Origin of the sequence: Dinoroseobacter sp. PD6 (assembly GCF_028807315.1) — a bacterium.
In the GTDB taxonomy this organism is placed as follows: domain Bacteria; phylum Pseudomonadota; class Alphaproteobacteria; order Rhodobacterales; family Rhodobacteraceae; genus Dinoroseobacter; species Dinoroseobacter shibae.
Genome location: NZ_JARAMN010000003.1, coordinates 363954 through 390210, shown reverse-complemented (window position 1 = coordinate 390210; position 26257 = coordinate 363954). Strand labels below are relative to the sequence as shown.

Annotated in this window: 29 protein-coding genes; 9 read left to right on the top strand and 20 right to left on the bottom strand. The window is 63.5% G+C overall.

Features of this window, described 5'->3' with window-relative positions; genetic code table 11:
- Window positions 1–104 precede the first annotated feature (104 nt).
- Window positions 105–548, bottom strand: coding sequence for a hypothetical protein (locus PVW48_RS07605; RefSeq protein ID WP_083768425.1), 444 nt, complete (start codon window positions 546–548; stop codon window positions 105–107).
- 129 nt (window positions 549–677) lie between these two features.
- Between PVW48_RS07605 and PVW48_RS07600 the strand changes: the two genes are divergently transcribed.
- Window positions 678–1568, top strand: coding sequence for a DMT family transporter (locus PVW48_RS07600; protein ID WP_274580908.1), 891 nt, complete (start codon window positions 678–680; stop codon window positions 1566–1568).
- Window positions 1569–1575: 7 nt separating this feature from the next.
- Window positions 1576–2016, top strand: a complete 441-nt coding sequence (locus tag PVW48_RS07595) for a cupin domain-containing protein (RefSeq protein WP_274580907.1) — start codon at window positions 1576–1578, stop codon at window positions 2014–2016.
- Window positions 2017–2034: 18 nt separating this feature from the next.
- On the opposite strand, the gene PVW48_RS07590 is transcribed toward PVW48_RS07595, so the two are convergent.
- The gene (locus PVW48_RS07590) at window positions 2035–3114 is read right to left on the bottom strand and encodes an anhydro-N-acetylmuramic acid kinase (protein WP_274580906.1); all 1080 of its coding nucleotides are present in this window, start codon (window positions 3112–3114) and stop codon (window positions 2035–2037) included.
- A gap of 51 nt (window positions 3115–3165) precedes the next feature.
- Here PVW48_RS07590 and tyrS point away from each other — a divergent pair, with 51 nt between their 5' ends.
- Window positions 3166–4419 carry a tyrosine--tRNA ligase gene (tyrS, locus tag PVW48_RS07585; RefSeq protein WP_274580905.1) on the top strand — a complete coding sequence of 418 codons (1254 nt, stop codon included), beginning with the start codon at window positions 3166–3168 and terminating at the stop codon, window positions 4417–4419.
- Window positions 4420–4619: 200 nt separating this feature from the next.
- Here the strand turns inward: tyrS and PVW48_RS07580 are convergent, their stop codons facing one another.
- From PVW48_RS07580 to PVW48_RS07570, 3 genes are all read right to left on the bottom strand, one after another.
- The gene (locus PVW48_RS07580; RefSeq protein ID WP_274580904.1) at window positions 4620–5591 is read right to left on the bottom strand and encodes a DUF3179 domain-containing protein; all 972 of its coding nucleotides are present in this window, start codon (window positions 5589–5591) and stop codon (window positions 4620–4622) included.
- Between the two features lie 222 nt (window positions 5592–5813).
- Complete coding sequence (locus PVW48_RS07575) at window positions 5814–6362, bottom strand: peptidylprolyl isomerase (protein ID WP_012178821.1); 549 nt, start codon at window positions 6360–6362, stop codon at window positions 5814–5816.
- A complete protein-coding gene (locus tag PVW48_RS07570; protein WP_044027783.1) occupies window positions 6355–6861 on the bottom strand; it encodes a peptidylprolyl isomerase in 507 nt (168 codons plus the stop codon). Before PVW48_RS07570 ends, PVW48_RS07575 begins: the two co-directional genes overlap by 8 nt.
- 181 nt (window positions 6862–7042) lie before the next feature.
- Here PVW48_RS07570 and PVW48_RS07565 point away from each other — a divergent pair, with 181 nt between their 5' ends.
- The 6 genes from PVW48_RS07565 to PVW48_RS07540 all read left to right on the top strand — a co-directional run bounded on the left by PVW48_RS07565 (window position 7043) and on the right by PVW48_RS07540 (window position 13520).
- The gene (locus PVW48_RS07565; RefSeq protein ID WP_274580903.1) at window positions 7043–8224 is read left to right on the top strand and encodes a phosphoglycerate kinase; all 1182 of its coding nucleotides are present in this window, start codon (window positions 7043–7045) and stop codon (window positions 8222–8224) included.
- Between the two features lie 94 nt (window positions 8225–8318).
- Entirely contained in the window at window positions 8319–9203 is an 885-nt protein-coding gene (locus tag PVW48_RS07560; protein WP_274580902.1) for a fructose bisphosphate aldolase, read from the top strand.
- A 274-nt stretch (window positions 9204–9477) separates the two neighbouring features.
- Window positions 9478–9780 (top strand): FtsB family cell division protein, encoded by a 303-nt coding sequence (locus tag PVW48_RS07555; RefSeq protein ID WP_012178825.1) that lies wholly within the window; start codon window positions 9478–9480, stop codon window positions 9778–9780.
- A 99-nt stretch (window positions 9781–9879) separates the two neighbouring features.
- Entirely contained in the window at window positions 9880–10875 is a 996-nt protein-coding gene (pdhA, locus tag PVW48_RS07550) for a pyruvate dehydrogenase (acetyl-transferring) E1 component subunit alpha (protein ID WP_274580901.1), read from the top strand.
- Between the two features lie 12 nt (window positions 10876–10887).
- Window positions 10888–12243, top strand: coding sequence for a pyruvate dehydrogenase complex E1 component subunit beta (locus PVW48_RS07545; RefSeq protein ID WP_274580900.1), 1356 nt, complete (start codon window positions 10888–10890; stop codon window positions 12241–12243).
- 14 nt (window positions 12244–12257) lie between these two features.
- A complete protein-coding gene (locus PVW48_RS07540; protein ID WP_274580899.1) occupies window positions 12258–13520 on the top strand; it encodes a pyruvate dehydrogenase complex dihydrolipoamide acetyltransferase in 1263 nt (420 codons plus the stop codon).
- 14 nt (window positions 13521–13534) lie between these two features.
- On the opposite strand, the gene cysE is transcribed toward PVW48_RS07540, so the two are convergent.
- The 15 genes from cysE to PVW48_RS07465 all read right to left on the bottom strand — a co-directional run bounded on the left by cysE (window position 13535) and on the right by PVW48_RS07465 (window position 26255).
- Window positions 13535–14344 (bottom strand): serine O-acetyltransferase, encoded by an 810-nt coding sequence (gene cysE, locus PVW48_RS07535; RefSeq protein WP_274580898.1) that lies wholly within the window; start codon window positions 14342–14344, stop codon window positions 13535–13537.
- Window positions 14345–14711: 367 nt separating this feature from the next.
- The gene (locus PVW48_RS07530; RefSeq protein WP_274580897.1) at window positions 14712–15419 is read right to left on the bottom strand and encodes a DUF2793 domain-containing protein; all 708 of its coding nucleotides are present in this window, start codon (window positions 15417–15419) and stop codon (window positions 14712–14714) included.
- The gene (locus PVW48_RS07525) at window positions 15412–19329 is read right to left on the bottom strand and encodes a baseplate multidomain protein megatron (protein ID WP_274580896.1); all 3918 of its coding nucleotides are present in this window, start codon (window positions 19327–19329) and stop codon (window positions 15412–15414) included. Before PVW48_RS07525 ends, PVW48_RS07530 begins: the two co-directional genes overlap by 8 nt.
- Before the next feature lie 3 nt (window positions 19330–19332).
- On the bottom strand, window positions 19333–19773 hold the full coding sequence (locus PVW48_RS07520) for an NlpC/P60 family protein (protein WP_274580895.1): 441 nt from the start codon (window positions 19771–19773) through the stop codon (window positions 19333–19335).
- Window positions 19770–20660 (bottom strand): DUF2163 domain-containing protein, encoded by an 891-nt coding sequence (locus PVW48_RS07515; protein WP_274580894.1) that lies wholly within the window; start codon window positions 20658–20660, stop codon window positions 19770–19772. Before PVW48_RS07515 ends, PVW48_RS07520 begins: the two co-directional genes overlap by 4 nt.
- On the bottom strand, window positions 20657–21289 hold the full coding sequence (locus PVW48_RS07510) for a DUF2460 domain-containing protein (RefSeq protein WP_012178834.1): 633 nt from the start codon (window positions 21287–21289) through the stop codon (window positions 20657–20659). Before PVW48_RS07510 ends, PVW48_RS07515 begins: the two co-directional genes overlap by 4 nt.
- 13 nt (window positions 21290–21302) lie before the next feature.
- Complete coding sequence (locus PVW48_RS07505) at window positions 21303–21971, bottom strand: phage tail tape measure protein (protein WP_274580893.1); 669 nt, start codon at window positions 21969–21971, stop codon at window positions 21303–21305.
- Window positions 21955–22170, bottom strand: a complete 216-nt coding sequence (locus PVW48_RS07500) for a rcc01693 family protein (protein ID WP_012178836.1) — start codon at window positions 22168–22170, stop codon at window positions 21955–21957. Before PVW48_RS07500 ends, PVW48_RS07505 begins: the two co-directional genes overlap by 17 nt.
- Window positions 22167–22496 (bottom strand): gene transfer agent family protein, encoded by a 330-nt coding sequence (locus PVW48_RS07495; RefSeq protein ID WP_012178837.1) that lies wholly within the window; start codon window positions 22494–22496, stop codon window positions 22167–22169. The genes PVW48_RS07500 and PVW48_RS07495 overlap by 4 nt, the downstream gene beginning before the upstream one ends.
- Window positions 22497–22501: 5 nt before the next feature.
- Window positions 22502–22915, bottom strand: a complete 414-nt coding sequence (locus PVW48_RS07490; RefSeq protein ID WP_012178838.1) for a phage major tail protein, TP901-1 family — start codon at window positions 22913–22915, stop codon at window positions 22502–22504.
- Window positions 22916–22936: 21 nt separating this feature from the next.
- Window positions 22937–23347: a DUF3168 domain-containing protein gene (locus tag PVW48_RS07485; RefSeq protein WP_274580892.1), complete on the bottom strand. Its 411-nt coding sequence runs from the start codon at window positions 23345–23347 to the stop codon at window positions 22937–22939.
- Window positions 23344–23682: a head-tail adaptor protein gene (locus tag PVW48_RS07480; RefSeq protein ID WP_274580891.1), complete on the bottom strand. Its 339-nt coding sequence runs from the start codon at window positions 23680–23682 to the stop codon at window positions 23344–23346. Before PVW48_RS07480 ends, PVW48_RS07485 begins: the two co-directional genes overlap by 4 nt.
- Complete coding sequence (locus tag PVW48_RS07475; protein WP_012178841.1) at window positions 23679–24269, bottom strand: head-tail connector protein; 591 nt, start codon at window positions 24267–24269, stop codon at window positions 23679–23681. Before PVW48_RS07475 ends, PVW48_RS07480 begins: the two co-directional genes overlap by 4 nt.
- A gap of 154 nt (window positions 24270–24423) precedes the next feature.
- A complete protein-coding gene (locus PVW48_RS07470; protein ID WP_274580890.1) occupies window positions 24424–25641 on the bottom strand; it encodes a phage major capsid protein in 1218 nt (405 codons plus the stop codon).
- Window positions 25638–26255 (bottom strand): HK97 family phage prohead protease, encoded by a 618-nt coding sequence (locus PVW48_RS07465; RefSeq protein WP_274580889.1) that lies wholly within the window; start codon window positions 26253–26255, stop codon window positions 25638–25640. The genes PVW48_RS07470 and PVW48_RS07465 overlap by 4 nt, the downstream gene beginning before the upstream one ends.
- Between the last annotated feature and the right edge of the window lie 2 nt (window positions 26256–26257).

The window sequence follows — 26257 nt, the reverse complement described above, 5'->3', positions numbered from 1 at the left end:
CTGTCTGAAGGATCAACGGTGCGGTAGCGGAAAGGTTCCTCTCGCGCTCCGAGCGCGGCGGGTGCGCGCAGGCAGATCGACATCGCACCGCCCGCGCGATGCGGTCAGCTCCGATCGTTGCCGCGGGCGCGCTTTGTGGCGTCGAGAGCGATCAGGGACGGCATGATCCCGTCGATCATCCGTTCTTTCGGGAAGGGGCCGTAGCTGTTCACTCCGACGCTGAATGTGATGCCGATCTCCGACCCCGGCACATCCTCGAACTGAAACACGAAACTGTCGGTGCGACTGGAGAGCGTGCTGGCGATGATCTCGCGCAGCTCGCGCTGGGTTATGCCGTCCCGGCGGTCTGCCCCCCAGTCGACGCGGACCAGTATCGACACGCCCTCCGAGGGGCCCCCATTGACCGAAGCAAGACGTTCCTGCGTGATGCCGAGCGGACGCAGGGTCGGATTGTCCGTCACCTCGTACAGCACATAGGCGCTGGTTGCAGGCAGCGCTGCGCAGGCGATGATGGCGAATAGCAAGGCATACCGACGCTTACTGGTCATATGGTCGTCCCCAAACTGACTATAGTCCACCACCATGCCAGCTGCGCTTTGCCAAACAGTTAATCGGGCCGCACGCACCGCTTTGCCATATGCCTTCCCTGCGAGCGGTCCCGCGCCTAGGCTCATGCCATGCCCCGGGATCGCCCCCTTCTCGGCATCGGCCTGATGCTGCTTTTTTGTGCTCTGGCGCCGCTCGGCGACGGGATCGCCAAGGTGCTCGGCGGTGTCGTGCCCTTGGTTGTGCTGCTGTTCGTGCGATTTGCCAGCCAGGCCATTCTGCTCACGCCGCTTGCGCTGCGTCGGGGCCCGCAGCTCTCGGGGCGGCAATGGCGGTTGATGGCGGTGCGTACGGGACTGCACATGCTGGGCATCGGCATGATGTTCACGGCCTTGCGCTACCTGCCGTTGGCCGATGCCATCGCGATTGCCTTCGTGATGCCATTTTTCATGCTGGTTCTGGGAAAATACGTACTGGGCGAAGAGGTTGGGCCGCGCCGGATCTGGGCCTGCGTGGTCGGGTTCGCGGGCACTTTGCTGATCGTGCAGCCGAGTTTCGCGCAGGTCGGCGCCCCGGCCCTGCTGCCGCTGGGGGTTGCGGTGTGCTTTGCACTGTTCATGCTGACCACCCGGCAACTCGCGCGCGATGTGGACCCGGTGCGGCTTCAAGCCCTGTCGGGCTGGATGGCAAGTGCGGTGCTGTTGCTTGGATGGCTGATCTCGGCCGAAGCTCTCGGCGCGCGCCAGTTCTGGCCTGATGGTCCGGTTCTGCTGCTTCTGGCCCTGCTCGGCGCGATCGGCACCGCGGCGCATCTCGCCATGACTTGGGCCTTGCGGCTGGCACCCTCCGCGACGCTGGCCCCGATGCAGTATCTCGAGATACCCTTCGCCACGGCGATCGGCTGGATGATCTTCCGGGATCTGCCGAATGGTCTTGCGGCGCTGGGGATCGCTGTCACGGTCTCGGCCGGTCTCTATATCCTGTGGCGGGAGCATCGCCCCGCACCCGAACTGGGCCCCTGAGAGCGCCATGACCGCCGACGAAATCATCCGCCGCCTGGACCTTGCCCCCCATCCCGAAGGAGGCTGGTACCGCCAGACCTGGGTCGCCGAGGCGGCCCCGGGTGCCCGTCCTGCGGGCACTGCCATCTACTTCCTGCTCAAGACCGGGGAGCGAAGCCACTGGCACAAGGTGGACGCGACGGAGATCTGGCTCTGGAATGGGGGCGCACCGCTGGACCTGTGGATCGCCGCGACCAAGGCCGGTCCAGCCCGGCATCACCGGCTGTGCGCCGATCTGGACGCAGGTAGCCCACAGGCCATCGTGCCGCCGGACCACTGGCAAGCTGCGACAAGCACGGCCACCACTGCAGATGGGTGGAGCCTGGTGAGTTGCACCGTGTCACCGGGGTTCAGGTTCGAGGGCTTCACCCTGGCGCCGGCAGGCTTCGACATTCCGCGCGCGCCCTAGACGCCAGCGCAAGCCGGATCAGTTCAGCCCACTCGTGACGCCCCCCCCCACGGGCGCCGCGACCCCCGTGGTGCCGGGGAAGGACGTGGGCGCGCCGTTCAGAACCCGCACGGCCATGAAACCGAACGCTTGCGCCTCGATCATGTCTCCGTCGAAGCCGAGCGCATCGACGTCTGTCACGTCACATGAAGTAAATTTCGCAATACTCTGTTTCATATAATTGTTTTTTCGCCCTCCACCACACAGCACTATCGCCGAAGGCGCGTGGGGCATCAGGGAAACACCCGCCGCCACGGCCGCGGCCCCGCAGGCGGTCAGGGTGGCGACCGCATCAGGCGTCTCCAGTTCGCAAACTGCCTCCGACAACCAGGAAAAGTCATTTCTATCCAATGATTTCGGTGGAATTCTTAAGAAGTAATCCTGATCCAGAAGCCGGTCGATGATGGGCTGAACAATTTGCCCGGCAGCCGCCAGCGCCCCGCCCGTGTCAAAAGGCTGGCCTGTCCGCCCCAGCACCAGGTCGTCGATCGGGGCATTAACCGGCCCGGTGTCGAAGGCCAGCATCGCCTCCGGCCCCTTGGAAGGGTCCACGTATGTCAGGTTCCCGACACCACCAAGATTCAGAAAACAAACGGGATTTTCCAATCTCGCATGGCGCGCGACCGCCCAGTGATAAATCGGCGCAAGCGGCGCACCTTCCCCGCCCAGGGACACATCCACGCTGCGAAAATCCCAGACCACGGGCACACCAAGCGCCTGTGACAGCGCGGCCCCGTCACCGAGTTGATGGGTGCCGGCCCCACGTGGATCATGGGCGAGCGTCTGGCCATGAAAACCAACAATTTCAACATCCTGAAATCCAGAGATAATCTCCGCATGGGCAGATTGGACCACCGCCAGTGCCGCTTCCAATCCCGGCCCCGGCCAACGGCCCAGCACCGCGCGCAAGGCCGCACGCTCCGTCGCACTATAGGGTCGGTAGGCGCTTGGCCCCTGCTCCAGCACGCGCTCCCCGTCAGTCAGCACCAGTGCTGCATCGACCCCGTCCAGCGATGTGCCCGACATGCAGCCAAGCGCCCAAAGCGGCTTTCCCTTCATTCCCGTCCCCGATATAGACCACGCGACACCCCAAGATGGACCGATCCGGCAATGACCTACCAGCCCAAATCCGACTTCATGCGCGTGATGATGGAGCGCGGTTTCCTGGCGGATTGTACCGACTATCAGGGGCTGGACGAGGCCATGAGCAAGGGCGTTGTCCCCACCTATATCGGGTATGACGCGACCGCCGCCTCGCTTCATGTAGGGCATCTTCTGAACATCATGATGCTGCGCTGGCTGCAGAAAACCGGACACAAACCAATCACGCTCATGGGCGGCGGGACAACCAAGGTGGGCGACCCCAGTTTCCGGTCTGACGAGAGACCCTTGCTGGGCGCCGAGCAGATCGACGCCAATATCGCCGGCATGAAGCAGGTGTTTTCCAGCTACCTCACCTATGGCGACGGGCCGACTGATGCGCTGATGCTGAACAATGCCGAATGGCTGGACGGGCTGAACTACCTGGAATTCCTGCGCGATGTAGGCCGCCATTTCAGCGTCAACCGGATGCTGAGTTTTGAGTCGGTCAAATCCCGGCTGGACCGGGAGCAATCCCTGAGCTTTCTCGAATTCAACTACATGATCCTGCAAGCCTATGACTTCATGGAGCTCAACCGCCGCTACGGCTGCCGGTTGCAAATGGGCGGCTCGGACCAGTGGGGCAATATCGTGAACGGGATCGACCTGACGCGTCGCATCCTCGACCAGGAGGTCTACGGGCTGACCTCGCCGCTGCTCACCACGTCGGACGGGCGCAAGATGGGCAAAAGCCAGGGTGGCGCGATCTGGCTGAATGGCGACATGCTCTCGCCTTACGAGTTCTGGCAATTCTGGCGCAACACCACCGATGCGGATGTTGGCCGTTTCCTGAAACTCTACACCGAATTGCCGCTGGAGGAATGCGACCGGCTCGGCGCGCTCGCGGGGTCGGAGATCAACGACGCCAAGATCGTCCTTGCCAATGCGGTCACCGCCCTCCTGCACGGGCCGGAGGCTGCGCAAGCCGCCGAAGCCACTGCCCGCGAAGTGTTCGAAAAGGGCGGCGCGGGCGAGGATCTGCCGACCCTGACCCTGACCACCGACGAGATCGGCGACGGGATCTCGGTCGTGCAACTCATCACCCGCAGCGGGCTGGCCAAATCCGGCAAGGAAGCCAAGCGCCTGATCGCGGAAAACGGCGCCAAGCTCGACGATGCGCCGCTGACCGATGCGGGCCTTATGATCGACGCAGACCGCCTCGCCGCCCCGATCAAACTCAGCGCAGGCCGCAAGCGTCATGCCCTGATCAAACGCGCGGACTGAGACAGCTTCTTTTTCTCAGCAAGACCACCCGACACGAAGCGATCCGCTCGACTCACCGTCGACGCCTCGGTGCCGGAGGCACGGCCAGGTCGCTGTTCGCCCGCGGGTTACCAAAAACGGCGCGGTTCGCCCCAGGCGCACGACCTTCGCAGCCAGCGCCCACAAAACATGTCATGCGGGCGTCAGCCCGCGCCTTTGGATCACCGATCTCCCAGAATCCATGCGCCCTCGGGCCAAAAGGCGTGATAGGCGAAAGCGAACATCACGTCATGGGGCAGATCGTTGCCCTCCGCGTCCCGCACCCGGATGCTGCCGACATCCTTGCCGTCGCCGATCCGAGACGTATCCAGAGCCGAGGCCTTGCCCGCCCGCCAGGAAATCGTCACACCGTCTTCGGTCAGCTTCTCGGTGAGGCGCAGTCGCTCCATCGGCCAGGCCCGGTCGCCGACCCGAATCACGCGGGCAAGCGCCGGAATACCGTGCGGTGGCATCTCGCCGGAATAGAGAAACGGCCGCCGGGAGCTGTCGTAGTTCACATAAGGATTGCGGCCATAGTCCCGGCTCCAGCTCGGTTCGTCCATGACCAGCCCGTCCGGATTGCGGCTCGAGAACTCCGCCCAACTTTCCATCCAGGTTGGCAGTTGCTCCAGAACCTTGCCGGTGTGGACCCCTACGATCCCCTCGCCCACCGCCTGCTGCCACCAGCTTTCCGTTTCGCGATCATACATGACCATGTCCGACATACGCAGCTTGCCGCTCACACCCAGGGTGATCACCGTGTCCTCCAGCCGCCGGTCGAAGGTGATGGCCGAGTTGCACAAGGGGCAAAAGGTCACCGCGATGGGCAACTTGCCCACGGTGTCGTTCACGATTTCATGCCATGTGAGGTAGCGGATCGGATAGGCTCGGGGCGTCTGGCCACCCAGTTCCACCGCAATGACCGGCTCTCGCGGATCGATACGGTCCTCTTCGATCACCGGAATGAACTCGGGATCGCTGAGCGCCGGGATGCCGTCCTTCGGAGGACCGCCCGAGAGGATTTCAACGAAAGGCACCGCACTGATCGAGAAATCGGTGTTTGGCCATTCCTGCTTCCAGGCCTCGGGATCGGCCTTGGCGGCCCCGATCCAAAGACATCCGGCCGTAATCAGGACAAGACTTCGCATGAGCATGACAGGCCCTCCAGTTTCCCTGAGCCAGCATGCATCGGCGCCCCTGACTGCGCCAGCCCGCCTCACGGCAAGGTGACGCAGCGGGAGTGATGCGGTTGCGCCCACGCGCGCTATGCCCTTGGCGGCAGGTGGGATGAGGCAGTGCGAAAAACAGGCAAAAAAAACGCCCCCGGGCGACGGAGGCGTTCTGGTGACATTCCCATGGCAGCGCGCGCGGCGCGGTCAGTCGATAACGGTCACGCTGACCATGCGGTCCGGCGCGCCGACCACAGCACCGTTGCGCCCGGTGCCGCGCTTGATCGCATCCACAACCTCCATACCGTCGGTGACCTCGCCCACCACGGTGTACTGACCGTTCAGGAAATGCCCTTCGCTGAACATGATGAAGAACTGCGAATTCGCCGAGTTGGGGCTCTGCGCCCGGGCCATGCCCACCACGCCCCGGTCGAACGGCACGTCAGAAAATTCCGCCGGCAGGTCGGGACGGGTCGAGGCGCCGGTTCCGGCCCGGCGCATATCGCCACCGAACTTGCCATGTTCGACATCGCCGGTCTGGGCCATGAAGCCTTCGATCACGCGATGAAACACCACGTCGTCATAGGCGCCTTCTGCGGCCAACTCCGAGATTTGCTTGACATGCTGGGGCGCGATATCCTCGCGCAGGTCGATGGTGATGGTGCCGTTGGCCCCCTCGCCCGCGACCTCGATCTGCAGCCCCGTGGCGAGCGCGGGGCTCGCCAACAGGGTCAACGCCAGGGCAAGACTACGCATCGGCCGCCACCTTCACGGAGATCATCTGGTCGGGGTTCATCGGCGGCTCTCCGCGGACGATCTTGTCCACATGCTCCATACCCGAGATCACGCGGCCATAGACCGTGTACTGTCCGTTCAGGAAGTGATTGTCCGAAAAGTTGATGAAGAACTGGGAGTTCGCGCTGTCGGGATTGGCCGAACGCGCCGCCCCGAGCGTGCCCCGGTCATGGGGCAGCGACGAGAACTCCGCCGGCAGATCCGGCAGGTCCGAGCCGCCCGTGCCCGCCATGCGGATGTTGAAATCCTTGGCCGCGTTACCGTTCGCCACATCCCCGGTCTGGGCCATGAACCCGTCGATCACCCGGTGAAACACAACGTTGTCATAGGCTCCCGCGCGGGCAAGCTCCTTCATGCGCTCGGCGTGCTTGGGCGCCACGTCTGGCAGCAACTCAATAGTGACGGTGCCATCCTTGAGCTCCATCAGGATCGTATTTTCCGGGTCTTTGATATCGGCCATGCTGGCATCCTCCTGCATTTGTCACGGGCAACCTAGAAGGCCCGGACAGGATGCGAAACCCAATAATCGCCCACACCGACAAGCGGGTGTTGCCCCGCCCCGGGGTTGTGCCGTGCACGCCCCCGGGTTGACCTTTGCCGCGTGTCTGGCAGAACAGCGGCAATCGCAGATGGAGACAGGCATGACTTGGAAAACCCTCGACGACATGGCGCTGGACGGCAAGATCGTGCTGACACGGGTCGACATCAACGTGCCTGTGGCCGACGGGGTGGTCACCGATACGACCCGGATCGAGCGTATCGTGCCGACAGTGACCGACATCCTCGCCAAGGGCGGGCTGCCGGTTCTGCTGGCGCATTTCGGCCGGCCAAAGGGCAAGGTGGTGCCCGAGATGTCCCTGCGCGTCGTTTTGCCCGCGCTGAAAGAGGCCCTCGGGCAGCCGGTCGAGTTCATCGCGCATCCGGACCGTGCCGCATTGGAGGCTTTGCCGAAAGGCACGGTGGTTCTGGCGGAAAACACCCGCTTCGCGCCCGGTGAGGAGAAAAACGATCCCGAAATGGCGGCGGCGCTGGCCGCGCTCGGGGATATCTATTGCAACGACGCCTTCTCGGCGGCCCACCGCGCCCATGCCTCCACCGAGGGCATCGCGCGTCTGCTGCCTTCCTGCGCCGGTCGGTTGATGCAGGCGGAGCTGGAAGCGCTGCAGAGGGCCTTGGGCACGCCCACCCGCCCCGTCGTCGCGGTCGTCGGCGGGGCCAAGGTGTCGACCAAGCTGGCGCTTTTGGGCAACCTCGTGGAGAAGGTAGATGACCTGGTGATCGGGGGCGGCATGGCCAATACCTTCCTCGCCGCCCAGGGCATCGATGTGGGTGCATCGCTGGCCGAGCACGAGATGGCCGATACCGCGCGAGAGATCATGGAGAAGGCCGCACGGGCGGGCTGCTCGATTCACCTGCCCAAGGACATCGTGGTCGCGCGAAAGTTCGAGGCCGGCGCCCCGTCACAGACCCTGCCCGTCTCGGAATGTCCAAGGGATGCGATGATCCTCGATGCAGGTCCGGAGACAGTCGCGGCCCTGAAAGAGGTGTTCGCCCAAGCGCGCACGCTGATCTGGAATGGCCCGCTCGGCGCGTTCGAGATCCCGCCCTTCGACATGGCCACCAATGCCGCCGCCCGCGCCGCCGCGGACGCGACCAAAGCCGGAACGCTGATCACCGTCGCCGGGGGCGGCGACACGGTCGCTGCCCTGAACAAGGCCGGCGTTGCCGACGATTTTACCTATATCTCCACCGCCGGGGGCGCATTTCTGGAATGGATGGAGGGCAAGACCCTGCCCGGCGTGGCCGCCTTGGAAGCCGCCTGAGCGAGTCCGCCACTGTTAGCGCGACCAGAATTGCAGCGGTGACAGGCCTTCGGTAGACGCAACCCGACGCGTCAACAGATTTTCGGAGTCCCCCATGTCCAAAGCAGACCAGATCCGTTCCGGCCACGGCTTCATCGCGGCCCTCGACCAGTCCGGCGGCTCCACCCCCAAGGCGCTGCGGCTCTACGGGATCGAGGAGGACGCCTATGGCACGGATGCCGAGATGTTCGATCTGATCCACCAGATGCGCTCGCGGATCGTGGCGGCCCCTGCCTTCACCGGCGAGAAGGTGATCGGCGCGATCCTGTTCGAGATGACCATGGATCGCGAGTTCGCGGGCAAATCGGCCCCGGCCTACCTGTGGGAAGACAAGGGCGTCGTGCCGTTCTTGAAAATCGACAAGGGGCTGGAGGCCGAGGCCAACGGCGTGCAATTGATGAAGCCGATGCCGGGTCTCGACGACCTTCTGTCGCGCGCCGCGGCCAAGGGCATTTTCGGGACAAAGGAGCGCTCGGTGATCTCAGCGGCCAATCCGGAGGGGATCAAGGCCATCGTCGCGCAGCAATTCGAGATCGGCGCACAGGTCCTTGCCCATGGCCTCGTGCCGATTCTGGAGCCGGAAGTCACCATCACGATTCCCGACAAGGCCGAAGCGGAGGATATGTTGCTTGCGGAAATCCTCGCGTATCTCGACACCGTTCCCGAGGGGCAGCAGATCATGCTCAAACTCAGCCTGCCGAGCAAGCCGAACCAGTATCTACCGCTGGTCGAGCATGCGAAGGTAATGAAGGTGGTGGCGCTGTCCGGCGGGTATTCCCGCGAGGAGGCGAACGCCAAGCTGGCCGAGAACACCGGCGTGATCGCGTCCTTCTCCCGTGCGCTGACCGAGGGACTGTCGGCCCAGCAGTCGGAGGCGGAATTCAACGCAACCATTGCAGCGACGATCGACAGCATCCACGCGGCCTCCATCGCGGGCTGACACCCGGACCCTCGGACTTCGCAGGCCCCGCCCCGCCGGGGCCTTTTGCGTGCCATGGCGGACGTCTTGGACAAAAGGCAGAGGCACCGCCGCGCAAGGTCAGGTAAAGACATTGGCGCATCTATCCTGCCGCGCGTCTTCTGCGATGGCTGCGGACAGACACCGCAACGGCAAGAAACCTTAGCCAAACAAGCGGCGAGTTAGGGGATTCACAGCGACTCGGCTCTGTGGCATGATGCACGCACCGTCCGACAGAGACGGGCATGAGGCAGATATGACCAGTAAACCGAAACACTCCGCCGTGCATGGGGCCGTGGTGACCCTGATCGCGTTCCTCGTGGGTACGTATTTCGTGTTTCACGCCGTGCAGGGCGAGTATGGCCTTTTCAACCGCGTCCAGGCCGAGGCAGAAGAAGCCCGCCTGCGGGCAGAACTGGCCCTGCTGCAGGGCGAGTTACGCGCCTTGGAGAACAAGACGCTGCGCCTGTCCGACCAGTTTCTCGACCTCGACCTGCTGGACGAGCGGGCGCGGGATGTGCTCGGCTATGCCCGGCCGAACGAAATCGTCATCCGCTAGGCCACTGCCGACACGTCGCTGCGCAGAGGTGATTGACGCGAAAAACGCCTTCCTTTAGTTTAACATTAAACCATTCGTTCGTGCTTGGGAGGGCCGACCATGGCAGCACGCCGCTCCACGAAGATACCCAACGTCTCGAAAGAGGACCTGATGTCCTACTATCGGGAGATGCTGCTGATCCGCAGGTTCGAGGAAAAGGCAGGCCAGCTCTACGGGATGGGTCTGATCGGAGGCTTCTGTCACCTTTACATCGGCCAGGAAGCGGTGGTCGTCGGCCTCGAAGCCGCCGCCGAAGACGGCGACAAGCGCGTCACGAGCTACCGGGACCACGGTCACATGCTGGCCTGCGGGATGGACCCCAAGGGTGTGATGGCCGAACTGACCGGACGCGAGGGGGGCTACTCCAAGGGCAAGGGCGGCTCGATGCACATGTTCTCGAAGGAGAAGCACTTCTATGGCGGGCACGGTATCGTCGGTGCGCAGGTGCCAATCGGCGCTGGGCTGGCGTTTTCGGACAAGTACAGGGGCAATGATCGTGTGACCTTCGCCTATTTCGGCGACGGTGCCGCGAACCAGGGGCAGGTCTACGAAACCTACAACATGGCAGAGTTGTGGATGCTGCCGGTGGTCTTCGTGATCGAGAACAACCAGTACGCGATGGGAACCTCCGTGGCGCGCTCAACCAAGTCACCATCTCTTTGGGAACGGGGCGCGGCCTATGGTATCCCCGGGGAAGAGGTCGACGGCATGGACGTTCTGGCAGTGAAGGCTGCTGGCGAGAAGGCGGTTGCCCACTGTCGCGCAGGCAAGGGCCCCTACATCCTCGAGGTCAAGACATATCGCTACCGAGGGCATTCCATGTCTGATCCCGCGAAGTACCGCACCCGTGAAGAAGTCCAGAAAGTGCGCGAGCAACGCGATGCCATCGAGCATGTGCGCGAGATGCTCCTGAGCGGCAATCATGCGAGTGAAGATGAGTTGAAGGCAATAGACAAGGAGATCAAGGCCGTGGTCAACGAGGCGGCGGAATTCTCCCGCGAGAGCCCTGAGCCGGCCCTGTCCGAGCTCTGGACCGACATTTACGCCGAAGCTTGAGGGGAGACGACCATGGCCACAGAAATTCTCATGCCCGCCTTGTCTCCGACCATGGAGGAAGGCACGCTGGCGAAATGGTTCGTGAAGGAAGGCGACAGCGTGTCCTCAGGGGACATCCTCGCCGAAATCGAGACCGACAAGGCGACCATGGAGTTCGAAGCGGTCGATGAAGGGATCATCGGCAAGATCCTAGTCGAAAGCGGCACCGATGGTGTCGCCGTGAACACCGCGATTGCCGTGCTGATCCAGGATGGCGAAACCCTCAGCGACACGGTCGCCGCAGCGCCCTTGAATGAGGCGACCGATCAGCAGCCCGCGCCTGCCGCGCCGGTGACCCCGGCAAGAATCGTCATCCCGGACGAGCCGGATCTGCCCCCGGGCACGCAGATGAAATCCATGACCGTGCGCGAAGCTCTGCGCGACGCCATGGCCGAGGAAATGCGCCGGGACGAGAACGTATTCCTGATGGGCGAAGAGGTGGCCGAATATCAGGGCGCCTACAAAATCAGCCAAGGTTTGCTGGACGAATTCGGCTCCAAGCGGGTGATCGACACGCCGATTACCGAACACGGCTTCGCGGGACTTGCGGTGGGAGCTGCATTTGGAGGGCTCAACCCGATCGTGGAGTTCATGACCTTCAACTTCGCGATGCAGGCGATCGATCAGATCATAAACTCCGCGGCCAAGACCCTCTACATGTCCGGCGGCCAGATGGGCTGCCCCATCGTGTTCCGCGGCCCCAATGGCGCGGCCGCGCGCGTCGCCGCACAACACAGCCAGGACTACGCCGCATGGTATGCGCATATTCCGGGGCTGAAGGTGGCGATGCCCTACTCCGCCTCCGACGCGAAAGGCCTGCTGAAATCCGCCATACGCGATCCGAACCCGGTGATCTTCCTGGAGAACGAAATCCTCTACGGCCGCAGTTTCGAAGTGCCCATGATCGACGACTACACAGTGCCCTTTGGCAAGGCGCGGATCTGGCGCGAAGGGCGCGATGTCACCATCGTCAGCTTCGGGATCGGCATGACCTACGCGCTCGAAGCCGCGGATCGGTTGGCCAAGGATGGCATCAGCGCGGAAGTGGTCGATCTGCGGACCCTCCGGCCGCTCGATACCGAAACCGTGATCGCATCGGTGCAGAAAACCAACCGTTGCGTGACTGTCGAGGAAGGCTTCCCGGTGGCCTCCATCGGAAACCACATCTCGGCCGTTTTGATGCAGGAAGCGTTCGACTATCTCGATGCGCCCGTGATCAACCTCACCGGCAAGGATGTCCCGATGCCCTATGCCGCAAACCTCGAAAAACTGGCCCTTGTGACGACCGATGAAGTGATCGAGGCCGTTCACAAGGTTACGTACCGCTGAGGGAGGGGTAAGGGATGGCTACCGAGATTCTGATGCCTGCGCTGTCTCCGACCATGGAGGAAGGCACGCTCGCGAAATGGATGGTCAAGGAAGGCGACAGCGTCTCGTCCGGGGACCTGCTCGCCGAAATCGAGACCGACAAGGCCACGATGGAATTCGAGGCCGTCGATGATGGCATCATCGGCAAGATCCTCGTTGCTGCGGGCACGGACGATGTGAAGGTCAACACGCCCATCGCGATCCTGCTGGAAGAGGGCGAGGAACTCGGCCCGGCGAAGACTGCGGAGCAACCGCCGGAGCCCGCCTCCGCCCAACAAGAGGCCGCCCCGCAAGAGACTGCCAAAGCACCGCCGCCAAAAACCGGAGATCGTGTGTTCGCCAGCCCCCTCGCCCGGCGCTTGGCAAAACAGAAGGGCTTGGACCTTGCTGAGATCCGGGGCTCGGGTCCGCATGGCCGTATCGTGAAGGCAGATGTAGATGCCGCAGAACAGCCGGCTGCCGTTCCGGAACAGGCTGCCGCACCCCAAACCCGCCAGCCAGAGGGTCCGAAATCGGCTTCGTCCGTAGCATCGATCTTCGCGGATCGTCCCTTCACCGAAGTTTCGCTCGATGGCATGCGAAAGACCATCGCCGCGCGCCTGACGGAGGCCAAACAGACGATCCCGCATTTCTACCTGCGCAGAGCGGCCAATCTTGATGCCCTGCTGACTTTCCGAACCGAGTTGAATGCGCAACTCGCGCCCAGCGGCAAGAAACTGAGCGTCAATGATTTCGTGATAAAGGCTTGTGCCCGAGCACTGCAGAGCGTGCCCCACGCCAATGCTGTCTGGGCAGAGGACCGCATCCTGCAGATGCAAAGGTCCGATGTCGCAGTTGCAGTGGCGATCGAGGGCGGCCTGTTCACGCCCGTGATCAAGGATGCGGATCAAAAGTCGATTTCCGCCCTTTCACAGGAAATGAAAGACCTCGCGGCCCGCGCGCGCGAGCGCAAACTTGCGCCGAGTGAATATGTCGGCGGTACGTTCGCCATTTCCAATCTCGGCATGTTCGGGATCGAGAATTTCGACGCGGTGATCAACCCACCCCACGCGGCCATTCTCGCCGTGGGGGCAGGTGTCAAAAAGCCAACCGTCGACGCGGATGGGGCTGTAACAGTTGCGACCCAGATGTCGATGACGCTGTCGGTGGACCACCGCGTCATCGACGGCTCGGTTGGCGCCGCACTTCTGGCAGAGATCGTATCAGGCCTCGAAAATCCGCTTCTTCTCCTGGCATAGGCGCATATTGCGCTTCAGATGGATTCTGACAGAAGCTGATCCATGGTGACCGAGGGCTGCGCGCAACCAGCCTCTCCAACGATCTTGGCCGGAACGCCCGCAACAGTCTTGCAGGCCGGCACGTCACTCAGAACCACGGAGCCCGCCGCGATGCGGGAACAGTGACCGATCGTGATATTGCCCAACACATGCGCGCCGGCCCCGATCAGAACGCCATCGCCGATTTTCGGGTGACGATCATCATCTTCCTTGCCGGTCCCGCCCAGGGTCACGGAATGCAGCATAGAGACATTGTCTCCCACCACGGCCGTCTCCCCGATCACGATCGAATGGGCATGGTCGATCATGATCCCCTGCCCGATCTTCGCAGCGGGATGGATATCGACACCGAACACTTCGCTGACCCGCATCTGCACGAAATACGCAAGGTCATGCCGCCCTTGGCTGTAAAGCCAATGTCCCACGCGGTAGGCTTGAACCGCCTGGAAACCCTTGAAGTACAACAAAGGTTGCATCAAGCGATGGCACGCCGGATCCCGCTCGTAAACAGCAACCAGGTCAGCACGCGCCGCAACCCCAAGTGTTGCATCCGATGCAAACGCGTCATCGACGAGTTGGCGCAGCGTTTGGGCAGACATCTCCGGCGACGACAGCTTCAGTGTAATCCTGTAGGCCAGAGCCGCCTCAAACGTTGCATGATGCAAGATGCTTGAATGGACAAGCCCTCCCAGCAGTTGCTCGTCCGCCACGGCCAGACGGGCTTCTTCACCGATCCGGTGCCAGACCGGATCAACTGCTTTCAGCGATTTCGACGCTTTGCCCATCCCGTGAACTCCAATACTCTGTGCAAAACAGGTAAGGAATTCGAGGCCACCTCGCAAGTCGTCTATCGGTTCGGAGCGCCGCCTCTCTGCGCCTGAAGACCGCGCCACGCACGCAACGCACTGAATACGCTGCAAAACTCCGCGCTCAACTCAGACACGACGTCGCGCGACATATCGCAAGCACTGGGTGCGGGCGGGAGCACCGGTTGATACTCCCGCGCCTTCCGCCCGCCCAGACGCTTGGCGATCTTGTGATGGACATGCGCCGCAGAAAACAGCTCCAGGCAAAACCGTTCTTGGTCTTCGTACGGGATCGACACCAAGGATCGTGCAAGTGTCACGACCTCCTCAAGACCGAGCCGCTGCATCACACAAGGTCTGGAATGTCGATCTGAAGCATGTGGATCACGAACCGCACCGCACCGCCCGAAAACGCGCCATTCTCGGGCGTCAGGATCAGTGGCGTGTCCGCGTAGTAAGCCAAGGGCGCGCCGGTCAGCCCCCGCACGAAGGAATTGTGCGCCGTTCCAAACCCGGATCCGTAGCGATTGTCGGAGCCTCCCGCACCAAGCCGCCAGGATGTCAAATTGCCTGTGATATCATCTGACACGCGCGCGGTGACACCAATCACCGAGGACTGCGCAGGGATAACGACCGTGGTGTCCTGAGCACCACCACTCTGGACAGTATGCTCGAATTCGATCGCCTCGAACCTCGGCCCGGCACCGGCCGCTCCTGGGCCGACGGACACCCAGCCGCTGCCATCGAAAACGCAAAGCGCGCCGAGTTCGACCACCCACGCCTGCCAGCCCGGTCGCGGCGTGATCGTAACCCAACCGCCATTGCTCCGCAGCGCGAGCTTGCCAGGCAAGGCTTGCCAGGGAGGCTGCGCACCCTGCGGCACCGCGTACACCTCCCCATCCTCTGCATCATTGGGTGGCACGGTTTCGGACAGCGACTGCAAAACAAGCTGCGAGACCGCGTCGAGCCGCAGCAAGCTCTCATTCACCGTTACGTGCTTCTGCGCCTGCGCCGCCTCGACGAAGGGCAGTTCGATATTGGGGCTGTTAGCCATAGAAGATAGTCCTTCCGAAAGAGCCTGGACCAAACCGGTCGGAAATCTGTGCAACTTCGAAAATGGCCCCGGCTGGCGCGCCATCCTCCGCATACATCTCCGCGGTGTAGTCCCAAACTGTCTGAGTTACCGTGACCTCACGCAAAAGCGTCTCATCGAGGGCACGCACACGCACCAAGTAACGTTCCGTCGACTCGCCGAGGGGTATCTCTTCCAGGTCCCAGCGGTCCCCATCAATCCGTGCGCGCCTGACAAAACTCACCCGGACGCCATCCGCCGAATACCGAGCCGTAACATGCACCGGCGCATAAGGTCGAAGACCAATGCCCGAAAACGCTTCGGACACGTGGATGAAGGTCGGGTCATCTATGGGGCGTTGCGCCGGCCCGATCCGGTAGTGCCTCGGCAAACCGACGGCCTGGGATGCCAAGTTCACCTGCTCCACCGCGCCATTGATCAAGACAACGTAGCTGCCGGTCGGCCAGATATCGGCCATGTCCGTCTCGGTCCCCAGTTGCCCGCGCAAGCGGTTCGACAACTCGAAAGTGTCAGCTGCGACAAGCTCGGCGGTCTGGAACTGGAACAACTCCCAACTTGAGGCAGAGCCCGACCCGATGGCCACCAGATTTGCGCCGCGCAGAACCGCTTCTGTGTCAACCGAGTTGAACTGACCGGAGGTGAGCCTGACCCGAAGCGGCGCCCCAAGGTCCCATATCCCCGGCCGCGCCCGCGGAAGATCCGTCTCCGTGACCCCAAGGGTCGCGGGTGATCCAACGAACTTCTCGAGTTCGTACCCTGCGTCCTCCGCTGAACTGTACACCGCAACACTGCCTGGCCAGGGCCGCGCCGTCACGGCGAGATGAGGCGCATGGGGCACCTCGTCCCCCGTGATGAGGGGCAGATCCAGAAAGACCGGGAAAACCGGAACGGGCGGCGAGAAGGGCTTGACCGGAGGAAGCTCCTCCACCGCGTCGCTCGCCGTGTAGACCGTGTCCGAAACCCGAACCGCATCTATGCTACGCTGCAGGCCTTCTTCGATCCGATCCACCCGAAACAGCGCCGACCCCCCCGATCCATTGGGAAGCTGGAGGGTTTCTCCGGCTTTGATATCCGACCGCGACGGCGGCAAGGCAAACCGCGCGGTCTCTCTTGCAACACGCGATTCCGCCAACCACCGTTCGACGATGGCCTTACCCTCCGAGTAGGTCAGGCTGATCGGAAAGCTGGACTGCGACACGATGTTGGATGTCTCATCCGGGAAGAGCGCCTCCGCAGACCGGGTGGCATAGTCCCCGCCCTCTTCGATGTACCGCAGCTGAACACGCCCGGACAATTCCGCATTGGGCGCGCGCGTCAGTTGCAATACCCCTTCGAGGTCACTGTCCACCGCGAAGAGGTCAGGGTCCACCTCGGTCGCTCTTTCCTGCCTGCGGCTTCGGAACACGAGGGTCCCGTTTCGCTCCACCGCTTCGAAGCCATGCGCCAGCATCAGGGGTTGCAGGGATGCACGGGCTGACGAGATGTTGTCCACGACGTAGCCACGGACCAGACCCGCCAATTCGCTCACATCGACCTCGGTTACTCCAGCCCGCAGGCAGATTTCCCTGACGACTTCCGCAAGCGACTGCGCCGTGATCCGACCGCCAATCCAGTGGCCACGGGCATAGTTCGGCGAATCCGCCCAAAGGACGCCGTTATTCGGGAAATACGGCCAGGGCCGAGCGTCCCAGGCCCAGGCGTGGATACGCTCCGTATCCAGCATCCGCCCCTCATACAGATCGGAACTCGGGTTGTTGTCAGGGTCCGTCCAGTAGCCCAGCGTGGCGTCGTAGTAGGCCTGTTGGATCAGATCATCGCGTCGACCATCCGAGAACCATGGCAACGCGGACTCCGACGAACGAATGTCCACGAACTTGTTGGGCTGGTTCGTAGCCTTGTCGACCGCCGCACAGCCAACTTCCGTGAACCAGATCGGCTTGCTGCCCGGCACCCAAGGGCTATGCTGCGCTTGGCGTTCGCCATTGATCCGGTCATGGTGATGGTTCGACCACCACCCAACCAGATCCTTGTAGCGGAACACCCAAGGCTCCCCGGCCAGACCGTCTTCGATGGGTGTGCGTATCTGTGCGCGGCGGTCGGACTCGGAGGCATAGAACCAGTCGTACCCTTCCCCTCCGGCAACCCCGTCCCGAAGGTATGCCGCGTTGTAGATCGACCCGGCATCCCCGTCCGCATGATCCAGCCCGTCACGCCAATCGGATAGGGGCATGTAGTTGTCGATCCCGATGAAGTCGATCGCCTCGTCCGCCCAAAGCGGGTCAAGGTGGAAGAACACATCGCCCGAGCCATCCTGAGGATGGTACCCGAAATACTCCGACCAATCGGCGGCATACCCGATCTTGGTCTCGTCCCCCAGGATCGCACGGACGTCCCGCGCCAGATCGCGCAAGGCTTCCACCGCCGGGAAGCTGTTGTCGGCTCCACGAATTTGCGTCAGGGCCCGCATCTCCGACCCGATGCAGAATGCATCGACACCACCCGCCGCCGCGCACAGCCGCGCATAGTGGAGAATGAAGTGCCGGTACTTCCAATCCACGCCCGAATTCCATGATACGGAATTGCCCGAGATCGGGATATCGGACGCCGACGCATTCCCGAAAAACCGCGCCACTTCGGTCTCCGCATCCGCGGTACCGTCGGGCGAGCCGTCCTGGCCCGGGGCGAGCGAGCTTGTGATACGCCCGCGCCAGGGCAAGACCGGCTGGCCCGGCTGCCCGGAATAGGGGTTCGGCAAATCATTGCCCGCAAGCTGCTCCATCAGGATAAAGGGATAGAAAACAACGCTCTTGCCCGCGTCCTTCAATGCCGAAATCGCTTCGATGACCGACCGATCGCAGGGCGTGCCGCCATAGATCTGCTTGCCATCCACGCGCGGCACTTCCATCAGATCGTCCCGCGCAAAGCTGCCCACGCGATAGGGCATCTGGACCCCTTCGTATCGCTTCTGATCTACCTTCGGGCGTAGCTCGCACTCTCCGCAGCGCAGATCGTTCCCGAACCAACTCACCACCAGCAAGGCCGAATTGCAGTTCGGCAAATCCCGCTGAAGGCTCTGCAACGAGACATCGAAATCGGTCTCGGCCCCGGGCGTGTTGATATTGATCGAGGTGTTGGCACCCGGCCCCGAGGTCCAGTGCACAGGCGTCGTCGCCAGCGCGTATTCCCCCGTCCCCGGAATCATCGCCACACCCGGTATCCGGCTTGCAAGCGGCGGCGCGCCGCCCTCCGGCTGGGCAGGACGGAAGACCTCGAAGCTGAACTGCGGCACCCGGTTGCCATACTGCCCCAGGTCCAGATCCTCGATCACGACATAGGCGGTGCCGCGAAATGCCGGCACGCTGCCTGCACCTTCGACTGCCTCGATCTTGGGGTCCGGCGCCTGATCCTGCGCGCCATAGTACACCCGCAGGTTCAGATCACTTTGCGAGATTTCAACGCCATCGGCCCACACCCGGCCCACACTCTGGATCTCGCCTTCACACAGCGCGATCGCAAGGCTCACGGTATAGGTGAAGCTGGTCACCTTCGGCCGTGCCGGTGCGCCCTTGCCGCCCCCGGACGAGGAACTGGTCTCCTTGAACCGGGAGGCCCAGATGACCTGTCCCGCAACACGCATCTTCCCGAACACCATCGGGATCACATCGCCTTCGCTTGCATTGGAGATCCGGAACCGGTCGATCCGCCCCGTTTCCACCGCGGCCGAGCCGGCTCCCATCAGGCGCTGATCGACGGCACGGCCGATCGTGGCCCCGATGGCCCGTCCGATAACCGTCGCAGACAGCCCGAAAGCCGCGCCGCCGAGCGATGTGCCAATGGCCGCTCCGGCTGCGGATAAAACGATGGTCGCCATGGATTAGTCTCCTACCGGGAAAGCAAAGCGCGCCGCGATCCGCCGCGCCCAGGGCCGGGACAGAGGGCTTTCGATGACCCCGTGACCTGAATAGGCATGTATGAAGCAAGGCAGCGGCCCGACCTCGGACTGGATGCCGAGATGTTTGGCCACACCGGACGCGCGCATCCGAAACAGCAGAACATCGCCTACCGCCGCGTCCTCGACCCGCTTTTGCTGCAAGTGTCGCGCCGCGCCGCGCCAGAGGATCTCGTCGCGCTGCGGCTCGGACCAGTCCGGGGTATAAGGCGGAACCGCTTCCGGCTCGTCGCCGAACACCCCGCGCCAGACCCCGCGCACGAGCCCGAGACAATCGGCACCGGCCCCGCGGGCGGATGCCTGGTGCACATAAGGCGTGCCTACCCAGCCACGAGCTTCCGCAATCACGCGGTCTGCACAGCTCATGAGGACAAACTCCCGCCATCGTTCTGACCGCCCCGCGTGGGGTAACTGACAAGCCAGTCATCGCCCGGAATGAACGGGAAACCCTGGAAATTCTTCACGTTGTTGAACTTGAATCGGCAGGTGGACATCCGCTTGTCACAGCCCGCTTCGAGACGCACGATGTCTCCGGGCTGGACCGATTGACCCAGCGCCTCCCAAACCTCGATTTCTCGCCGATTATCGTACCAGCGGTCGTTCTTGATCAGCGCCTGCAGGCCAGCCGCCTCACCGGTCACCACCTCCAGCCGCCCGCGCTCGAACCAGGTCCGGTCGTAGGCCTCCAGCGGCGCGAACGCGAAGACGCGATTGTCGCTCTGGCTGAGGATCGGCGCTTCTGCCGTGAACTCCGCCGCCGACAGCGCCAACTTGCACGACCGATCCCCGAGCAACGCGGTACAATCGCGCTGGTAGATCCGCCCCTGGGGCTGGTTGAGCATCTCGGCAAGCCCGCGCAACTCCGCACGGAACGCCCCATCCACCTGCTGGAGCTCCCCGAGCGTGCCGCGGAACTGCAGCTTGCGCATATCCGGCTCCACCCAGTTCACCAGCCAGATCTGAACCTCCGCCCCGTCGAAACGGCCGGCCCGAATGTCCACCTCCGAGATCGCCGCGTTGGACAGCGCCCCGATCGCCTCGGAATTGTCGACCGACAACCCCGTGGACTGCTGCAACGCCGAGGCGACAAGACCGCTATCAGCTGCGAACACCACGCCCTCGAAGGACAGGTCCCGGTCATGGTCCGTAAAGCCCAGCGTCTTGCCATCCCGGCGCCTCACCAGCCAGCACCGGCACAATGTGGTCAGCCCGCTGGCAAGATGCGCATCCAGCGCCTGTTCACCCGCGCTCATATCCGTAACTCCACCACGGGAACCGAGGGGATATCCCCGGCCTGGAAGGACGCAACCGACGTCCGGATGCGGTCCGTATCGAACCGAACCGGCACGTCGAACTCGAAACCGGCCGTCACCTCCGCCCCATTCTCCGGAGGGTCCGTAAAGACCAGCTGCCCAGCGACCGTATCCACCTCGAAATGCACAGCTTCGGACAATTGAACACCGTCGATCCCGGCCCGCACCGTTCCGGCGACGGGCTTCGTGATGGTGCGCGCATAGAACTGTGCCCCGGACCGATACCTTTTGATCAACTGAAAGATCCGGGTCTCCCCATCGCCTCTGCCGAGCGCCTGATCTTCGAACGCCACCGTTTCCGAGGGCGCACAACTCTTGAAGTCGGCCCAGTCCTTCCAGCGAAACCCGTACATCTGGCCCTGGCGCGCCTCGAAGAACCCGATCAGCGCCTCGATGTCGTTCAGCGACCGCATCCCCACGCCCGCGTCATAGCGGCGGCGCGACTGGGACCAGGGCGTGTTGCGCTCCTCGAACCCGTTGGCCAGGGTGACGATCTCGGTCCGCCGCTCCGGCCCGCCGGTGGAGCCGAAACTCAGGTTCGCGGGGAACCTCACTTCATGGAATTGCATGATCCTGCCCCTCTCAGCGGTTTCTCTGGCCGAGCGTCAGCGCGCGCCCCATATCCGCGGCCAACTGGCTGCGGGACCGGCGGAAGCTCTCCACATCGGGGGTGGAGATGTTCATCACGACCTGCACCGGCCGCCCGCCCCCTGCCCCGTCGGCCCGTACGCCGAGCCGCCCATCGGCACCGCGCGCCAGCGGCATGATCGCCTCCGGCCCGGCCTCGCCCATCAACCCGGTGGCCCCCTTCATCGGGAAAGTCGTGGGCGAGGTGACGACCCCGCCCTTGGCAAACGGCATCACGCGACCCTGCGAAAAGCTGCCCCCATGGGAAAACCCGAACAAACCGGACATCAGCGAATTGACACCCGTCGCCAACGTGTCGCCCACCGCCTTCTGCACCGGCGACATCGCCGTGTTGTAGGCCGCGTCCACCATCGACTGCGCCACCGTCTTGAGCGCGTCGGACAGTTTCAGCCCCTCGAAGGCCAACCCGTCGAACGCGCGACGCAAGCCGCTGCCCACGCTGCTCCCGAGGGAGGCCGCCTCCCGCTCGGTGTAGAGCATGCTGTCGCGCAGGCGGCTCATCTCGGCATCGAACGCCCCGGCAACCGCCGCGGCATCGCCCAGCGTCTGCTCCAGCTCGTTCATCCGGGCATCGAACCCGTCCAACTCATCGTAATCCGACATTCTCGCTGACCTCCGTCGTGTCCGGAAACTCCCGGACGAGTTCTTCCAGACGCGCCCGACCAAGGGGCGCGTCGCCACCGGCTTCCGCACCGAGCAACAGCAACAGTTCCACCGGGGTGAGTGCCCAGAATTCCTCTGGGCGCAGTTTCAGAGAGCCCAGACCAAGACGCAGAAGGCCGGGCCAGTCGAACTGGCTCATGGGCCGCTCGCAGTCTCCGGCAGCGCAAAGGCCCGCGCCAGAAGCGTGGCCGCCGCGCGCGCGGCATGGATCGGACCGCCCTCGATATCGGCCTGGGCAAGATCGCCGATCTGGCCGGTCCAGCCCCCCCCGCGCAACCCGGCCTTGAGCAACAGAAGAACGTCGCGCGTGCGGTACTGGCCCGCCTCGAACCGCTCGACCACCGCGACCAGCGACCCCGCCTCCAGCTCATGTTCGAGCTCGGCCAGAACACCCAGGGTCAGTTTCATGGCATAGGTCTGCCCATCCACCGTCAGGGCCACCTCGCCTGCATAAGGGTTCGCCATCGGGATCAGATCGCGTTGAAGGTGATCTGACCCGCCGAAGCGATGGTCATTTCATAGCTGGCCTCGCCATTCTGGCTGCCGGCATACTCGATCGCGGTAATCATGAAGGGCCCCTCCACGATCCCGAAATCCGGGATGATCACCTGGAAGTTCGGCACTTCCCCGTCGAAGAAGATCTGCCGCGCCCGCTCGTCCGTATTCTCGTCGCGGAACACGCCCGACCCAGAGAGCGACGCACTCTTGACCCCGGCACCGCCCAGCAGCTCGCGCCACCCGCCCGCGCTCTCGAGGGAGGTCACATCGACCGTCTCGGTGTTGAAGGTGATCCGCGTGGCCCGAAGACCGGCGATGGTTTCAAACTGACCCGTTCCGGTCATGTCCAGTTTGATCAGAAGGTCTTTGCCTTTTTGCACAGCCATTGGGCTCTCCAAATCTGGGGGTTAGTCGTCTTCGATGCGCGCGCGGAACCACAGGTCCACCTGGCGCATCTGACTGTTGCTGGACCGGCGCGCCTTGGCGCGCAGGAACTCGAGGGTGCTGAGCGAACCGCGGCTCAGGCTCAGGGGGGCATCGACAAGCGCATCGCTGATGGCGCCCGCGACCTCCTTGATCGCCTGGAACCCGTCTTTCTCCGTGTGCACGCTGATCACGAAATCATGGCGCGTCGCCGCACTGCTGCGATCCGCGCGTGCGACGGCGTTTTCCGGTCCCAGAGTGATGTAAGTCGTGGGCAGGACCCCGGTCGGGACCGCATCATAGATCGCATCACCCACCAGCGATTGCAGAACGGCGTCGCCGACCAGATGCTGGTAGATGGCTCTCTGCAATATACCTGACAGCGCATAGCTCATCCCGGAACCTCCTCATCGACAAAGCAGGTCAGGAAACGGGCATCGTGATCCGCCTCTCCGACCGCGAGGATCCGAAAGGTCCGATTGCCCTCTCGAAATCGCTGATCCGGCTTGGGTCGGCTCGGGCTGCCGAAGGGCGCGGCACGCACGGTGATGCGCGACGACGTCATGGAAACGGCCACGGCGGGTCGACGGGACGTTTCCCGGCCACTGCGCATGCGCACGTCCGCCCAAAGCATGCCGCGCGCCTCCCAGCTTTCCTGAAATCCACCTGCCCCGTCCGGCACCTGCACGCGCTCTTCCAGGATCAGCTTGCGACTCAGCACGGGCGTCATTTCCGGCGCCCTCCGAATATCCGCACATCCCGGAATGCCGAGATCAGCGTGCGGACCAGGGCCGGGAAGCCCCGCGACTGCTGCCCATCCCGCGCCTCATAGAAATGCGCGGCCAGGATGAAAACCGCCTGGGCCAGGCTGCCGGGCACATCCGACCACTGCGGGCCATAGCCCGCCTCGAAGTCGATCTGGACGCTTCCATGGGTCGGAATTTGCGGAAACCCGCCCTTGGCGCGCAAACCGGGCCGAAACGTGTCGTGCAGCAGGGAATAATCGCCCTCGGACAACTCGACCATCGAGCCGTCCATCTGCATGATCGCAAGGCGCCGGACAGCGATCAGAGGGCCGCGTGGCAAGGACTGGACACACGGCCCCTCCCAATGGGTCAGCTCAAGCCTGAACTCCCTTTGCAGAAGGGCCTTGCCCGTCCGATCCTCGATCGCGTTGATCGCCGCCAGAAGCGCCGTTTCGAGAACAATATCCTGAAGACTGTCATCTTCGAAACCACGTCCGAGACGCAGATGGTCCCGAAACTCTTGTAGCGGCAAGGACGCCAGAGGCACTGAAGTCACTTCGCTTAGATTCATTTTCCGCTCTCCAGTCGGGACGTCACAAATCGAAATCGGGCGCGCGTGGCGGCGCTACTCGGACGGAGGGAAGAAGCTAGACAACGCCGTTTCCCCACACGCGCCCACTGTCCCGCCCGAAGACGGGACAGATTCACGGTTGGATCAGAGACCCTTAGCTCACCGCGAATTTCAGCAGTTTGATCGCCGCGAAATCGCTCACATCCCCGCCCACGCGCTTGGTGGCGTAGAACAGAACGTGAGGCTTGGCCGAGAACGGATCGCGCAGGATGCGCAGGTCCGGACGCTCCGCGATGGTGTAGCCGGCGCCGAAATCGCCAAAGGCGATGGCCGTGGCATCGCTGCCGATATCCGGCATGTCCTCGGAGATCAGCACCGGGTAGCCCAGCAGACGCGCCGGCTCCCCTGCGGCAAGGCCGTCCGACCACAGGAACCGGCCATCGGCATCCTTGATCTTGCGCACGACACCAGCGGTCTTGGAGTTCATGATGAAGCTGGCATTGGCGCGGTAGCGCGCGCCCAGCGCGTAGACCAGGTCCACGATCGCATCGGCGGGGCTCACGCTGCTGAAGTCACCATCCGAGCCGGTGACCACGTAGCCGAGATTGCCCCAGGTCCACACATCGTTGTCGACGCTGTCATGGGTCAGGAACCCCTTGGGCTTGTCGGCGCCGTCCCCGTTGACGAAGGCCGCCGCTTCCGAGCGGGCGAACTTGTCGGCGATGCGCTCAGCCAGCCATGCCTCGATGTCGAACGCCGCATCATCCAGCAGTCGCTGGCTGACCTTCGGCAGGGCCGCAAGCTCGTGCAGCGGGATCGAGATCCGGTCGATCTGCGGGGTGTCGGTCTCGGTCAGGTTGCCGGTCTCGCTCGCCCAGCCGGTGCCGACCTCGGTGTGATCGACCAGCACATCATAGCTGGTGGCTTCCACCGTCACGACCTGTGCGACCGCCCGCAGGGAGGCCTGGGACTTCAGGACGTTCTTCACGGTCTCGGAGGTCTGCGGATCGACGAGATAGCCGCCCTCGCCGGACACCGCCGTGGACATGGCCTTGCCGTCCAGTTCCAGACCACGCAGCGCGTCGTCATCGCCGGAACGCAGATAGGCGTCGAACGCCTTCTGATGGGGCGCTGCTTCGGCAACAGCACCAGACAGCGCGGGGCGCGCATACGAAGTAGATTTGCGGTCAAGCATGAGGAGACGCTCTTCTTGTTGTTTCAATCGGGATTTCATTTCGGCCTTCTGGGCCGTGACTTCGCGCACGAAGGCACTCAGTTCTGCGGTGACTTCGGCGAGCGGAGACACCCCGTCCGCCACGGCGTCAGGGGCCGTCTTTGCTGCGAGCAAGGCAGAGGGATCGCTGTTGCTCATTCTTCACTCCTTTTCGAAGTCGTTTCCGCCGGGACCTGATCGCCCAGCGCCAGACGGGCCGCACGCAGCGCCTCCGCCAACGAACGCCAGTCATCCTCAAGACAGCTTGTCTTGTGTCCGACCCGCGCTTCGGGAAGCATCGGGAAGGTCACGAGCGACACCTCCCAAAGCTCCACTTCCGTCAGGTGCCGCCGCCCCTGCGCGTCCTTCGACGCGCGCTTGGTGCGATACCCGATCGAAAGACCATCGAGCGCACCCGCCGCGATCAACTCGGCAGCCTCGCGGCCCCGCGCGATCTCGGGCAGAAGGCGCCCCTTGACATACAGACCCCTGGCATCCTCACGAACCTCGTCCCAAACCCCGATGGGTTGGGCCGGATCGTGCTGCCACAGCATCTTGACCTGCCGTCCCGCCGCAGCGAGCGCCGTCAGAGACGCCGCATAAGCGCCCGGATCCACGATGTCGTTGCCCTGGTCCACCGCCCCGAACAGGCTGGCATAGCCCTCGATCTCGAGGCCCTGCGCCGTCGCCCCGTCGCTCTCCGACGTGCCGAAACGGCAAAACTTCGTCTCCAGCCCAGCGTGTGCCACTGGGCCGTCCATGGATTGCGTCATTG

What these genes read in the sequence shown, in the direction of transcription:
- PVW48_RS07605 (WP_083768425.1), bottom strand. Translation starts at nt 548, where the DNA reads ATGACCAGTAAGCGTCGGTATGCCTTGCTATTCGCCATCATCGCCTGC.
- PVW48_RS07600 (WP_274580908.1), top strand. Translation starts at nt 678, where the DNA reads ATGCCCCGGGATCGCCCCCTTCTCGGCATCGGCCTGATGCTGCTTTTT.
- PVW48_RS07595 (WP_274580907.1), top strand. Translation starts at nt 1,576, where the DNA reads ATGACCGCCGACGAAATCATCCGCCGCCTGGACCTTGCCCCCCATCCC.
- PVW48_RS07590 (WP_274580906.1), bottom strand. Translation starts at nt 3,114, where the DNA reads ATGAAGGGAAAGCCGCTTTGGGCGCTTGGCTGCATGTCGGGCACATCG.
- tyrS (WP_274580905.1), top strand. Translation starts at nt 3,166, where the DNA reads ATGACCTACCAGCCCAAATCCGACTTCATGCGCGTGATGATGGAGCGC.
- PVW48_RS07580 (WP_274580904.1), bottom strand. Translation starts at nt 5,591, where the DNA reads ATGCTCATGCGAAGTCTTGTCCTGATTACGGCCGGATGTCTTTGGATC.
- PVW48_RS07575 (WP_012178821.1), bottom strand. Translation starts at nt 6,362, where the DNA reads ATGCGTAGTCTTGCCCTGGCGTTGACCCTGTTGGCGAGCCCCGCGCTC.
- PVW48_RS07570 (WP_044027783.1), bottom strand. Translation starts at nt 6,861, where the DNA reads ATGGCCGATATCAAAGACCCGGAAAATACGATCCTGATGGAGCTCAAG.
- PVW48_RS07565 (WP_274580903.1), top strand. Translation starts at nt 7,043, where the DNA reads ATGACTTGGAAAACCCTCGACGACATGGCGCTGGACGGCAAGATCGTG.
- PVW48_RS07560 (WP_274580902.1), top strand. Translation starts at nt 8,319, where the DNA reads ATGTCCAAAGCAGACCAGATCCGTTCCGGCCACGGCTTCATCGCGGCC.
- PVW48_RS07555 (WP_012178825.1), top strand. Translation starts at nt 9,478, where the DNA reads ATGACCAGTAAACCGAAACACTCCGCCGTGCATGGGGCCGTGGTGACC.
- pdhA (WP_274580901.1), top strand. Translation starts at nt 9,880, where the DNA reads ATGGCAGCACGCCGCTCCACGAAGATACCCAACGTCTCGAAAGAGGAC.
- PVW48_RS07545 (WP_274580900.1), top strand. Translation starts at nt 10,888, where the DNA reads ATGGCCACAGAAATTCTCATGCCCGCCTTGTCTCCGACCATGGAGGAA.
- PVW48_RS07540 (WP_274580899.1), top strand. Translation starts at nt 12,258, where the DNA reads ATGGCTACCGAGATTCTGATGCCTGCGCTGTCTCCGACCATGGAGGAA.
- cysE (WP_274580898.1), bottom strand. Translation starts at nt 14,344, where the DNA reads ATGGGCAAAGCGTCGAAATCGCTGAAAGCAGTTGATCCGGTCTGGCAC.
- PVW48_RS07530 (WP_274580897.1), bottom strand. Translation starts at nt 15,419, where the DNA reads ATGGCTAACAGCCCCAATATCGAACTGCCCTTCGTCGAGGCGGCGCAG.
- PVW48_RS07525 (WP_274580896.1), bottom strand. Translation starts at nt 19,329, where the DNA reads ATGGCGACCATCGTTTTATCCGCAGCCGGAGCGGCCATTGGCACATCG.
- PVW48_RS07520 (WP_274580895.1), bottom strand. Translation starts at nt 19,773, where the DNA reads ATGAGCTGTGCAGACCGCGTGATTGCGGAAGCTCGTGGCTGGGTAGGC.
- PVW48_RS07515 (WP_274580894.1), bottom strand. Translation starts at nt 20,660, where the DNA reads ATGAGCGCGGGTGAACAGGCGCTGGATGCGCATCTTGCCAGCGGGCTG.
- PVW48_RS07510 (WP_012178834.1), bottom strand. Translation starts at nt 21,289, where the DNA reads ATGCAATTCCATGAAGTGAGGTTCCCCGCGAACCTGAGTTTCGGCTCC.
- PVW48_RS07505 (WP_274580893.1), bottom strand. Translation starts at nt 21,971, where the DNA reads ATGTCGGATTACGATGAGTTGGACGGGTTCGATGCCCGGATGAACGAG.
- PVW48_RS07500 (WP_012178836.1), bottom strand. Translation starts at nt 22,170, where the DNA reads ATGAGCCAGTTCGACTGGCCCGGCCTTCTGCGTCTTGGTCTGGGCTCT.
- PVW48_RS07495 (WP_012178837.1), bottom strand. Translation starts at nt 22,496, where the DNA reads ATGGCGAACCCTTATGCAGGCGAGGTGGCCCTGACGGTGGATGGGCAG.
- PVW48_RS07490 (WP_012178838.1), bottom strand. Translation starts at nt 22,915, where the DNA reads ATGGCTGTGCAAAAAGGCAAAGACCTTCTGATCAAACTGGACATGACC.
- PVW48_RS07485 (WP_274580892.1), bottom strand. Translation starts at nt 23,347, where the DNA reads ATGAGCTATGCGCTGTCAGGTATATTGCAGAGAGCCATCTACCAGCAT.
- PVW48_RS07480 (WP_274580891.1), bottom strand. Translation starts at nt 23,682, where the DNA reads ATGACGCCCGTGCTGAGTCGCAAGCTGATCCTGGAAGAGCGCGTGCAG.
- PVW48_RS07475 (WP_012178841.1), bottom strand. Translation starts at nt 24,269, where the DNA reads ATGAATCTAAGCGAAGTGACTTCAGTGCCTCTGGCGTCCTTGCCGCTA.
- PVW48_RS07470 (WP_274580890.1), bottom strand. Translation starts at nt 25,641, where the DNA reads ATGAGCAACAGCGATCCCTCTGCCTTGCTCGCAGCAAAGACGGCCCCT.
- PVW48_RS07465 (WP_274580889.1), bottom strand. Translation starts at nt 26,255, where the DNA reads ATGACGCAATCCATGGACGGCCCAGTGGCACACGCTGGGCTGGAGACG.